Annotated in this window: 9 protein-coding genes; 4 read left to right on the top strand and 5 right to left on the bottom strand. The window is 70.8% G+C overall.

Translation table 11 applies throughout. From position 1 onward, the window contains the following. Nucleotides 1–61 precede the first annotated feature (61 nt). Together ACIBCU_RS28220 and ACIBCU_RS28225 are read left to right on the top strand one after the other, a co-directional pair. Nucleotides 62–1,084 (top strand): phosphotransferase family protein, encoded by a 1,023-nt coding sequence (locus tag ACIBCU_RS28220; RefSeq protein WP_362937650.1) that lies wholly within the window; start codon nucleotides 62–64, stop codon nucleotides 1,082–1,084. A 7-nt stretch (nucleotides 1,085–1,091) separates the two neighbouring features. Then, a complete protein-coding gene (locus ACIBCU_RS28225) occupies nucleotides 1,092–2,306 on the top strand; it encodes an acyl-CoA dehydrogenase family protein (protein WP_362937647.1) in 1,215 nt (404 codons plus the stop codon). Nucleotides 2,307–2,350: 44 nt separating this feature from the next. Here the strand turns inward: ACIBCU_RS28225 and ACIBCU_RS28230 are convergent, their stop codons facing one another. Beyond that, nucleotides 2,351–3,658, bottom strand: a complete 1,308-nt coding sequence (locus ACIBCU_RS28230; protein WP_362937644.1) for a M28 family metallopeptidase — start codon at nucleotides 3,656–3,658, stop codon at nucleotides 2,351–2,353. A gap of 217 nt (nucleotides 3,659–3,875) precedes the next feature. On the opposite strand from ACIBCU_RS28230, the gene ACIBCU_RS28235 reads away from it, so the two are divergent. Continuing rightward, nucleotides 3,876–4,349 (top strand): hypothetical protein, encoded by a 474-nt coding sequence (locus ACIBCU_RS28235; RefSeq protein WP_399234832.1) that lies wholly within the window; start codon nucleotides 3,876–3,878, stop codon nucleotides 4,347–4,349. 25 nt (nucleotides 4,350–4,374) lie between these two features. Here the strand turns inward: ACIBCU_RS28235 and ACIBCU_RS28240 are convergent, their stop codons facing one another. The 3 genes from ACIBCU_RS28240 to ACIBCU_RS28250 are packed head-to-tail and all read right to left on the bottom strand — an operon-like array spanning nucleotide 4,375 to nucleotide 7,435. Then, on the bottom strand, nucleotides 4,375–4,968 hold the full coding sequence (locus ACIBCU_RS28240) for a TetR/AcrR family transcriptional regulator (RefSeq protein WP_362937638.1): 594 nt from the start codon (nucleotides 4,966–4,968) through the stop codon (nucleotides 4,375–4,377). Nucleotides 4,969–5,006: 38 nt separating this feature from the next. Next, the gene (locus ACIBCU_RS28245; protein ID WP_399234835.1) at nucleotides 5,007–6,674 is read right to left on the bottom strand and encodes an AMP-binding protein; all 1,668 of its coding nucleotides are present in this window, start codon (nucleotides 6,672–6,674) and stop codon (nucleotides 5,007–5,009) included. Continuing rightward, complete coding sequence (locus tag ACIBCU_RS28250; protein WP_362937632.1) at nucleotides 6,671–7,435, bottom strand: SDR family oxidoreductase; 765 nt, start codon at nucleotides 7,433–7,435, stop codon at nucleotides 6,671–6,673. The genes ACIBCU_RS28245 and ACIBCU_RS28250 overlap by 4 nt, the downstream gene beginning before the upstream one ends. Before the next feature lie 171 nt (nucleotides 7,436–7,606). Between ACIBCU_RS28250 and ACIBCU_RS28255 the strand changes: the two genes are divergently transcribed. Next, nucleotides 7,607–8,875 (top strand): exo-beta-N-acetylmuramidase NamZ domain-containing protein, encoded by a 1,269-nt coding sequence (locus ACIBCU_RS28255; protein WP_399234838.1) that lies wholly within the window; start codon nucleotides 7,607–7,609, stop codon nucleotides 8,873–8,875. A 64-nt stretch (nucleotides 8,876–8,939) separates the two neighbouring features. Here ACIBCU_RS28255 and ACIBCU_RS28260 read toward each other — a convergent pair whose 3' ends face one another. Beyond that, nucleotides 8,940–11,561, bottom strand: coding sequence for a peptidoglycan recognition protein (locus ACIBCU_RS28260; protein ID WP_399234841.1), 2,622 nt, complete (start codon nucleotides 11,559–11,561; stop codon nucleotides 8,940–8,942). Nucleotides 11,562–11,661 lie beyond the last annotated feature (100 nt).

Raw genomic sequence — 11,661 nt, forward strand, 5'->3', positions numbered from 1 at the left:
ACGACATACCGACTGGTCGGCATCATGGTTCCGACCGTTCAACGTCCCGGAGGTGCGCCCCATGAGCCCAGTCCACCCGCCAGGTCTCGATCTCGACCTGCTGCGCGGCCATCTCGACCGTGAGCGGCCGGGGCTGGTGAACGGACCGCTCGACGCCCGGGTCGTCGAGGGCGGCCGCTCGAACCTCACCTACATCGTCACTGACGGCACCGGGCAGTGGGTCGTGCGCAGACCTCCCCTGGGCCATGTGCTGGCCACCGCGCACGACATGAAGCGCGAGCACCGGGTGATCAGCGCCCTGCACTCCACGGCGGTCCCGGTGCCGGAAACTCTCCTGCTCTGCGAGGACGACGCGGTGATCGGCTCGCCGTTCTACGTCATGGAGTACGTCGAGGGGACCCCCTACCGCACCGCCGAGCAGCTGTCCCCGCTGGGCGCCGAGCGCACCAGGGCCGTCGTCCTGGGGCTCGTGGACACCCTGGTGGATCTGCACGCCGTGGATCCGGCAGCCGTCGGCCTCAGTGACTTCGGGCGCCCGGACGGCTTCCTGGACCGGCAGCTGCGGCGCTGGGGCAAGCAGCTGGACGCGTCCCGCAACCGTGAGCTCGCCGGCATCGACGAGCTGCACGCCGCACTCGGCCGGGAGCTGCCCGTCTCCCCCGCGCCCACCGTCGTGCACGGTGACTACCGCCTGGACAACGTCCTCATCGGTCAGGACGACCGGATCAAGGCGGTCCTGGACTGGGAGATGTCCACGCTCGGCGACCCGCTCACGGACCTCGGCCTGCTCGTGATGTACAGCTCCGACCTGGGCCTGCCCGAGTCGCCCGTCTCCACCACCAGCGGCGCCCCCGGCCATCCCGGCCCCGCCGAGCTGATCGAGCGCTACGCCGCCCGGTCCGGCCGTGACACCTCGGCCATCTCCTGGTACACGGCCTTCGCGTGGTTCAAGCTCGCCGTGATCCTCGAGGGCATCCACTACCGCTACACCCTGGGCCAGACCGTCGGCGCCGGCTTCGACCGCATCGGCGACCTGGTCCCGGTCTTCATCTCGCACGGCCTCACCACCCTCCAGGAAGGCTGATCATCCCGTGGACTTCGCATTCGACGCCCGTACCGAAGAGCTGCGCACCAAGCTGCTCACGTTCATGGACGAGCACGTCCACCCCGCCGAGGAGGTCGCCGAGGAGCAGCGCGCGCGGCTGGCGTCGCCCTGGGACACCCCGCAGGTCGTGGAGGACCTGAAGGCGGAGGCGCGCAGGCAGGGCCTGTGGAACCTCTTCCTCCCCGACGCGGAGTACGGCGCCGGGCTGACGAACCTCCAGTACGCCCCGCTGGCCGAGATCACCGGCCGAAGCCCGCACCTGGCACCGACCGCGCTGAACTGCGCGGCGCCGGACACCGGGAACATGGAGGTGCTCTTCCAGTTCGGCTCGGAGGCGCAGAAGAAGCAGTGGCTGGAGCCACTGCTCGCCGGGGAGATCCGTTCGGCGTTCGCGATGACGGAGCCCGAGGTGGCGTCGTCGGACGCGACGAACATCGAGACCCGGATCGCGAAGGACGGCGACTCCTACGTCATCAACGGGCGCAAGTGGTACATCTCCGGGGCGATGAACCCCGACTGCGCGGTCTTCATCGTGATGGGGAAGACCGACCCGGACAACGAGGACATCCGCCGCCAGCAGTCGATGATCCTGGTCCCGCGTGACACCCCGGGCCTGGAGGTGCGCCGCGCGATGCAGGTGTACGGCTACGAGGACCACTCCCACGGCGGCCACGCCGAGGTCGTCTTCACCGACGTACGCGTACCCGCCGCCAATCTGATCGGCGAGGAGGGCGGCGGCTTCGCCATCGCCCAGGCGCGGCTGGGCCCGGGCCGGATCCACCACTGCATGCGGCTGATCGGGATGGCCGAGCGCGCGATCGAGCTGATGTGCCGGCGGTCCGTGGCCCGTACGGCCTTCGGCAAGCCGCTGGCACAGCAGGGCGTCGTCCAGAACTGGATCGCGGACGCCCGGGTGACGGTGGAGCAGCTGCGGCTGCTGGTGCTGAAGACGGCCTGGCTGATGGACACGGTGGGCAACCGCGGCGCCCACACCGAGATCCAGGCGATCAAGATCGCCACCCCGCGCGCCGTCTGCGACATCCTCGACCAGGCGGTGCAGCTGTACGGCGCCGGCGGCGTCAGCCAGGACTTCCCGCTGGCCGAACTCTGGTCGTCGGCACGGACGCTGCGGCTGGCGGACGGGCCGGACGAGGTGCACCAGCGGTCGCTGGCGCGGCGGGAGATCAAGAAGTACCTCTGATCCCTGACACGGGGAGGCGCCCGAGTGACCGCCTCCCCGGCCGGTCAGAAGGTGAGACCCCAGCTGTCGATGTAGCCGGTGTCCTGAGCGGCGACGTCCCGGACCTGGAGCTTCCAGGCCCCGTTGGCCGCCTCGGCGGACGCGTTCACCGTGTACGTCGCGATCACGTTGTCGGCCGAGTCGCTGCCGCTGGAGTTCTTCAGCCGGTAGGCGGTCCCGTCGGGCGCGAGCAGGTCGACGACGAGGTCACCGCGGTAGGTGTGCTTGATGTCGACGGCCACCTTGAGGGCCGAAGGGGCGTTGCCCGTACGGCCGGTGACGGAGACCGGCGAGGTCACGGCGGCCCCGTTGTCGGGGACGGCGACATCGGCGGCGTTGCTGAACACCGTGCCGGTCGGCGGGGTGACCGTGCCCGCCGACAGGGTCCAGACGGCGTGGGCGACCGCGTCGCTGTTGCGGTCCAGGGCCGTGTCGTCGATGTTGGCCGTCGTGTCGCACGAGGAGTGGTAGCAGCGGTCGAAGGACTGGCCCGCCGTGCCGCCCCACTTCTGGGCCTGGGCGCTCGTCTTCGTGTAGTCCGCGCCGGAGAAGAGCCCGCCCACGGGGACGCCCGCGTTCTTGAACGGGGCGTGGTCGGAGCGGCCGTCGCCCTCGGTCTCTATCTCGGTGGGTATCGACAGACCCGCGTAGTAGTCCTTGAAGGTCTGCTCGATGACCGGGTCGTCGTCGTAGACGAAGTAGCCGGGGTTGGGCGAGCCGATCATGTCGAAGTTGAGGTACCCGGCGAGCTTGGAACGCTCGGCCGTGGCCAGGTTGTTGACGTAGTACTTCGAGCCGACGAGTCCCAGCTCCTCGGCGCCCCACCAGGCGAAGCGCAGGTGCTTGTCCGGCGCGAGCTGAGCCCGGGAGACCGCGAGGGCGGTCTCCAGCACGGCGGCCGAGCCCGATCCGTTGTCGTTGATGCCGGCGCCGGAGGTCACCGAGTCGAGGTGGGAGCCGGCCATGAGGACCTGGTTCGGGTCGCCGCCCGGCCAGTCGGCGATCAGGTTGTACCCGGTGGCCCCGCCGGAGGTGAACTGCTGGAGCGCCGTGGTGTATCCGGCGGCGTCCAGCTTGGCCTTCACGTAGTCGACGGACGCCTTGTAACCGGCCCTCCCGTGGGCCCGGTTGCCGCCGTTGGCGGTGGCGATGGACTGGAGCTGGGTGAGGTGCGCCTTGACGTTGGCGAGCGGGATGTCGGGGGCCGCGGCGACGGCTCGGGGCGCGGCCTGGGCGGCCGGGGAGGCGGTCGCCAGCAGGGCGGCGACCGCGAGCGCGGCGGCGGAGAGGGATCTGCGTCGGGCAGGTCTCATCGGGGGGCTCCGGATTCCGTTCGGGGACTGACGGAACGTGCGGGGGTCCCCGGGCGTGCACGACCGGGGCCTGGAGCGGTGGGGCTGGAAGCGCGCCCCCGATGCTCGGACAGATGACCGAGCACCGTCAAGAGTGGAATTCGGACAGCCGCGTCCGCATATCGGGCACATCGGCGCGCCAAGGTCGTTGTCAGTGGCGTCCATCAGCTTCTGGACCATGGGAAATTCTGGTGGATCACTGACGGTCCGGTCCACGGCCGGCCTCCGCGGCCTCGTGGAAGCGGCGGGCTTCACCGAGGTCGAGGACGCGGAGTCACCGGCGGAGGGCCGGCAGGTGTCGGACTTCGCGGAATCCGGGCCGCGCAGCATGGTGGACCTCGTACGCGGAACCGGCGCCCCGGCGGTTCTGGTGTCCTTCCTGGACAGCGACGTCGGCTTCGTCGAAGCGGTCACACCCGGGGGCGGGACGTGGGAAGCCCTGCTCAACCGCGCCGTCGCGGACGACTACGGCATACCGCTGGACCGGTTCCCGGTGGAGCCCGCCGTGAAAGAGGCCCTGGCCTGGGCGGCCGCCGCCGGCCTGACGCCCGACGAGGATCTCCTCCGTCAGGCGCTCACCGGATCGGCGGCCTTCGCGGAGGAGCTCTCGTCGCTGCTGCTCGTCGCCCTGGGCCTGCCGGACCCGAGCTGAACCCACCGGGCGGGCCGCGACGCCGTCAGGGGCGGAGCGCCCTCAGCAGCAGGTCGGCCAGGTGGTCCGCGACCTCCTGCTGGCTGAGCGGGCCGTCCGGGCTGTACCACGTGGACAGGTGGTGGACCGAGCCGAAGTGGTAGTCGACGACCAGGTCGGCCGGGGTCGCGGCGGAGAACACTCCGGCCTTCTGGCCCTCTTCGATCAGGGCGCGGAAGCGCTCGTGGTAGCGCCGCCGCTCCATCCGGACCTGCTTGTTCTTCTCCGGGCTCAGATGGTGCATCGAGCGGAAGAAGATCGAGGCGTCGTCGAGGTTGTCGATGGTGGTGACCACCACGTCCGCCGCCGCGTCACGCAGCCGCTGCTCGATCGGCGCCTCGGCGTTCGCGTAGGCGTCGAGCCGCTCCTGCTGGAGCCGCAGCACCCGGGCGTAGACCTCCTGGAGGAGGTCCTCCTTGGAGCCGAAGTAGTGGTAGAGCGCCCCTTTGGTGACGCCCGCCGCCTCGACGATCTCCTGGACGGAGGTGCGGTCGTACCCCTGTTCCGCGAAGAGCCGGGTGGCGGCGGCCAGCAGCCTCTGGGGGACGGGCGTACCGTTCCCGTCCGTCGCCTTGGCCATTACCGCCACCTGTCCTCTCGTACCGTGCGTGAACTGTTCTAACGGGGGGAACGCAGTTCCCGCCTGAGGATCTTCCCACTCGCCGTCTTCGGGAGCTCGGTCAGGATCTCCACTTCGCGCGGGTACTTGTAGGCGGCCAGGCGTTCCTTGCAGTACGCGCTCAGCTCGCCGGGCTCCGTCGCGGCGCCCGGCCGCAGGCTGACGTAGGCCCGGACGGTCTCCCCGCGGTAGGCGTCGGGGACTCCCACGACGGCCGCCTCGCGGACCGCCGGGTGGGTGTAGAGGACGTCCTCCACCTCCCGGGGCCAGACCTTGAAGCCGGAGGCGTTGATCATGTCCTTCTTGCGGTCCACGACGTAGAGCCAGCCCGCCGTGTCCATGAAGCCGATGTCCCCGGTGCGCAGCTCCCCGTCCGGGAAGGCGGCCTCGGTGGCCTCAGGCAGGTTCCAGTAGCCGGAGACGACCTGCGGTCCGCGGACGGCGATCTCGCCCTGTTCGCCGAAGGGGACGTCGTCGCCCTTCTCGTCGATGATCCTGACCACGGTGTCGGGCCCGGGGACACCGACGGACAGGGCCCCGGAGACGGGGTCGACGGGCGCCTCGTGCTCCGGCGGTACGGAGGCGCAGGGCGCGGTGCACTCGGTGAGTCCGTAGCCGTTGCGGATGTACGGGCCGAACCCCTCGCGGAACTTCTCGACCAGGGCGGGAGGCAGCGGCGCGCCGCCCGAGGAGATCACCTTGAAGGAGGCGAAGTGCTCCCGGGTGACGTCCGGGTGCGCGGCGAGCGCCATGAAGGCGGTCGACGGGCCCACCGTGTAGGCGGGCCGGTGCTCGGCGAAGGCCTCCAGGACGACGCTCGCCTCGAAGCGGTACGCGAGGACCAGGGTGCCCGCGTTGGCGATACAGGCGGCGAGCTGGCAGACCATGCCGGTGATGTGGAAGAGCGGGGCGAGCGCGAAGTAGGACGAGCCCTCCTCGATGGGGTGGCCGGCCCTCTGACGCTCCGCGTTGATCATGATGTTGCCCTGGGAGTTCATGGCCCCCTTGGGGGTGCCGCTCGTCCCGGACGTGTAGCTGATCAGGGCGGTGTCCGAAGCGGTGAGATCCCGGCCCTCGGGGGCCGCGAGACCGCGGCGGGCCACCTCCACCAGATCGGAGGCACGGTCCTCGGGGCCGGGGGCGGGGAGCCGCTCGAAGCCGAGCACGCGCGGGTCGTCGGCCGACTGGAGGTCGAGCTCGCAGGCCGTGAGGGCGATCGTCACGTTCGGTGCGGCCTCCGCGGTGGCCCGCAGATAGGACGCCCAGGCCCGGTCGGAGCAGATGAGCGCGGTCACCTCCGCGTCCTTCAGCACATGCCCGACCTCGCCGGACTTGTACATCGGGTTGAGCGGGACGACGGTCGCGCCGGCCTTCCAGGCCCCGAGCAGCGCGAGCACGAAGTGCGGGGTGTTCTGGAGCATGATCGCGACCCGGTCGCCCCGCCGCAGCCCCTCGGCCGCGAGGTGTCCCGCCACGGAGTCGGACAGCTCGTCCGTCTCGCGGTAGCTGAGCCGCCCGTCGAAGTAGGCGAGCGCGGTGTGGTCCGGGGCCCGCCCGACGGCCGCGCGGAAGGCGTGCACCATGGTCTCGGCGGGGTGGACGGGGGCGAGCTGGGCCTCGCTGAGCAGGGCCGTCCAGGGCTTCGCCGCGTAGATCGACTCGGTCATGCGCCGGCCTCCTCCCACTTCTGCTGCAGGTGGTTCATGTTGCCGATCCAGTGGTCGGGGTCCTTGGCGCGGGCGCGGTAGTAACCGGCCACCTCGGGGTGCGGCAGGACGAGGAAGCGGTCCTGTTCCATGGCGTCGAACAGGGCGTCGGCGACGGCCTCCGGCTCGATCGCGGTGGGCGCGAGCACGAGGTCGCCCGCGGAGCCGGCGGCCGTGAGCATGTCCGTACGCACACCCTGGGGGCAGATCGTGTGGACCTTGATCCCGCGGTGCCGGTAGGTCAGTGAGAGCCACTCGGCGAAGGCGACGGCGCCGTGCTTCGTCACGCTGTACGGGGCGGCGCCGATCATGGTCAGCAGGCCGGCCGCCGACGCGGTGGAGACGAAGCGGCCACTGCCACGCTCCAGCCACTCCGGCAGCAGTGCCTTGGCCGCGCGGACGTGCGCCATCACGTTGACGTCCCAGGCCCGGGCCCAGACGTCCTCCTCGGCGAAGGCGTCGCCGCCCGAGGCGAGGCCGGCGTTGGCGCAGTAGACGTCCACGGTGCCGCCGAGCGCCTCGCGCGCGGCGTCCACGATGCCGGAGGCGTCGCCGGCCACGACCGTGCCGCCGATCTCCTCGGCGAGCGCCTTGACCCGGTCGCCGTCGAGGTCGTTGACGACGACCCGCGCCCCCTCCGCGGCGAATCTGCGGGCGAGGGCGGCCCCGATGCCGCCTCCGGCTCCCGTCACCACTACGCCAGCGCCCTGCACCGTACTCATCGGTCCCGCCTCTCTCAGCCGTCTTCCCGGCAGACTAACCAGTCGGTATGTGATCGGGGAAGGGGTTCGGGGCAGGACTGGGAATCTGCCCGGTCACGGGCGTTCCGTGCGGCCCGCACCCGCGCTAGCGTGCGTGACCATGACAGTCGACGCGATCATGGAGGTAGCGGAATGACCCTGTCCAGACGTGGTTTGCTGGCTGTCGGCGGTGCGATGGGAGCCGTCGCGACGACCGCCGCGGGGCCGGGGACGGCCGTCGCGGCAGGCCGGGAGCGCGGCGCCGGGGGTGGCGGGGTCCGTACCGGCTTCGAGCGGCTGGCCGGCGACGGTTACCGGCTGCTGGCCGGGCAGAAGGTGGGTGTCGTCACCAATCCGACCGGGATCACCGCAGACGTACACCACATCGTCGACGTGATGCACCCCGACGACCGGGTGAACCTGACCGCGGTCTTCGGCCCCGAGCACGGCTTCCGGGGGACGGCGCAGGCGGGCGGCTCGGAGGGGCGGTACGACGACCCGGCGACCGGGCTGCCGGTCTACGACACGTATCTGAAGAGCGGGCAGGCGCTGGCCGACATCTTCACCGCGTCGGGTGTCGACACGGTGGTCTTCGACATCCAGGACGCGGGCGCCCGCTTCTACACGTACATCTGGACCCTGTACGACTGCATGGAGGCGGCGGCGCTCGCGGGCAAGCGGTTCGTCGTCCTGGACCGGCCGAATCCGGTGACCGGCCGGTCGGCTCTGGGGCCCGTGCTCGACCCGGCCTTCGCCACCTTCGTGGGGCGCCGGGAGATCTCCCAGGCGCACGGGATGACGGTGGCGGAGCTCGCGCTGCTCTTCAACGCGGAGTTCCTGGCGGACCGTCCGGTGGAACTGGACGTGGTGAAGATGTCCGGATGGCGCCGCAAGGACTTCTTCGACGTGACGGGCCTGCCGTGGGTGCCTCCGAGCCCCAACATGCCGACGCCGGAGACCGCGGTGGTCTACTCCGGGACGTGCCTGTTCGAGGGGACGAACCTCTCCGAGGGCCGGGGAACGACGCGGCCGTTCGAGCTGCTCGGCGCCGAGGGCATCGACCACCGGTGGGCGGCTGCCGCGAACGGCCTGGAGCTGCCCGGGGTCGCCTTCCGTGAGGCGTACTTCGCGCCGACGTTCTCCAAGTTCCAGGGGAAGACGGTGGGCGGGGTCCAGGTGCACGTCCAGGACCGGGACGCCTTCGACCCCGTACGCACGGGAATCGCCCTGCTGGTCACGGCGAAGCGGACCTGGAGCGGGTTCGCGTGGCGGGCGGACAACTGGATCGACAAGCTCACGGGCAACACCCGGGTCCGCACGATGATCGACGCGGGGGCGGACACCGACGAGGTGGTGGGCGCCTGGGCGGCGGACCTGGCCGCGTTCCGGAGGGTGCGGCGGGAACACCTGCTGTACCGGTGAACACGGAGGCGGGGGGGGGGGGGGGGGGGGGCCCCCCCCCCCCCCCCCCCGCCTCCGTCTCACCTTACTTGCGGAAGTAGCCGGTGATGTCCGCGATCAGGTCGAGGCTGCCCGCGCGGTTGTAGAAGTTCACCTTGCCGTTCACCACGGGCACGACCACCAGGTTCGGAGCCGTCTGGCCCTGCACCAGGTTCAGGTTCGACGCGGCCGTCCGTGTCGTCCCGTCCGGATAGACCGACACATAGCTCGTCGGCGCGGTCACGTTCGTCGCCGTCACGTTCAGCACGACCGCCGTGACGCCCTCGGCCGGCACACCGTTGACGCCCGCCACCTGCAGCGTCACGACACTGTCCGCGCCGACCGGCGCCTTCGCCACACCCAGACCCTCACGCGTGTCCATCACACGCTTCGGCCCGAGGTTGATGTGGGACGCGCCTTCTTCGCCGGAGGTGAAGTAGCCGGTGATGTCCGCGATCAGGTCGAGCGTGCCCGCGCGGTTGTAGAAGTTCACCTTGCCGTTCACCACGGGCACGATCACCAGGTTCGGAGCCGTCTGCCCCTTCACCAGGTTCAGGTTCGACGCGGCCGTCCGCGTCGTCCCGTCCGGATAGACCGACACATAGCTCGTCGGCGCGGTCACGTTCGTCGCCGTCACGTTCAGCACGACCGCCGTGACACCCTCGGCCGGCACACCGTTGACGCCCGCCACCTGCAGCGTCACGACACTGTCCGCGCCGACCGGCGCCTTCGCCACACCCAGACCCTCACGCGTGTCCATCACACGCTTCGGCCCGAGGTTGACGTGCGTGGACCCCTCGCCGGTGGAGGTGAAGTAGCCGGTGATGTCCGCGATCAGGTCCAGGGTCCCGGCACGGTTGTAGAAATCCACCTTGCCGTTCACCACGGGCACGATCACCAGGTTCGGAGCCGTCTGCCCCTTCACCAGGTTCAGGTTCGTCGCGGCCGTCCGCGTCGTCCCGTTCGGATAGACGGACACATAGCTCGTCTCCCCCGTCACGTTCGTCGCCGTCACGTTCAGCACGACGGCACCCACACCGGTGGCCGGGACTCCGTTCGTGCCGGTCACCTGGAGGGTGACCACACTGTCCGCACCGACGGGCGCCTTCGGCGCTCCCAGTCCCGTACGCGTGTCCATCAGACGCTGCGGGGTGACGGGCACGAACTTCTTCGGGCTCGGCACGCTCACGTTCACCGCGGCGGTGGTCGTGGCCTTGCCCGACTGGTGGACGGCCTTCACCGCGACCTTGTGGCTGCCCGGGACGAGCGTCGTGGAGGCGGTGCGAGCCTTGCCCGCGACCGTGGTCACGCTCGCGCCGTCGACGAGGAGCTCGAACCCGCTGATCAGCGAGGACGGGGTGGTCGTCGACCAGTTCACCGAGACCGGGCCCGGCGTCTCGTAGCCGGAGTCCACGGCGAACGCCCCGCCGGCGACCGAGGTGACCTTGAGGCCCTGCACGGGGCCCGCGGCCAGTGTGCGGATGGTGGGAAGCTGCGGGTAGAGCTTCATGCCGGGGCACTCGGTGTTGAAGCCGTCCCGGTGACCCGAGATCTGGTCGAACGAGTAGGACTGGCCGGCGACGAACTCCCTGCCGGAATAGTTCTTCTGCGTGGCGCCGGCGACCAGCGTGGTGCTGCCGGCCGGGTCACCGCCGTACTGCCCGAGCTTGTACGCGGCCACCCGGGCGGTCGCCTCGAGAGCGACGTTCGGCGCGCCGGCGTCCGTGTAGTCGCCGATGATCGCGACACTGGTCGACTCGGCGTTGAAGCCGTACGTGTGCGCGCCCATGACGGGCTGGTCGATGCCGCCCTGACGGCCCTCGAAGATGGTCCCGCACTTGTCCACGAGGAAGTTGTAGCCGAGGTCGCGCCAGCCGTTCGTCTTCACGTGGTAGACGTGCAGGGCCCGCACGAGCGCCGCGGCCTCGGCGCAGTCGTAGGTGCCGTTGGTGGTGTGGTGCACGAAGACGGCCTTGATGACGCCGCCTTCCAGGTAGATCGGGCCCTCGTCGTTGATGGATTCGTCGGCACCCCACTCGGCGCGGGTGACGACCGGGGGCTGCGGGGCCGTCGACGGCGGGCCCGGTTCGACCTCGGCGGACGCGAAGGCGGCGGGCTCGGCGTCCGTGCCGCCGCTCTGTGCCGTGCCGGCCCCGGCGACCGGGTCGACCATGTCGAGGCGGAGGCCGGCCGGCAGGGTGCCGGAGGCCGCTCCGTCGCTCACCCGCACCTCGGCGCCGTCCGAACGTCCGACCCAGACGGGCTCCGTGGAGCCGCGTTCCGTGGGGCGTGCGCCGTCGAGGCCGGGCAGATACGGCTCCAGAGCGACCCAGCCGGTCCACTCGCCGGTCTCGGCGCCGCGGGTCCGGACCTCGATCGTGCCCTTGATCTCGGCGTCGGCGTCGGGCCAGGACACGCCCAGCATGCCGAACGGCTCGGTGGTACGCCGGGAGAGGGTGGCCTCACCCCGTCCCTCCTGCTTCAGGGCGAGCTTGTGCACCTCGCTCCTGACCGGACCGTCCTGGTCCGCCGCGGCGCTGTAGACGCCCGCCCCCGCGGCCGTCCGGCCCTCGTTCCGCGCGTCTCCCGCACCGGCGCCGCTCGCGACGTTCTGGAACCCCAGAACGGCGACGACCCCGAGGGCGGCGGCCACAGCCGTACCGCGCACACGATTCACTCTCAAGTTGTCCCCACCCCTTGTGAACATGTCAATGTTGAACGGCGAAATGCTACTGGGTGCCGCTGACAACCGGCTGCCTGTACCGCCG

Origin of the sequence: Streptomyces sp. NPDC051064 (assembly GCF_044455985.1) — a bacterium.
Lineage (GTDB): Bacteria > Actinomycetota > Actinomycetes > Streptomycetales > Streptomycetaceae > Streptomyces.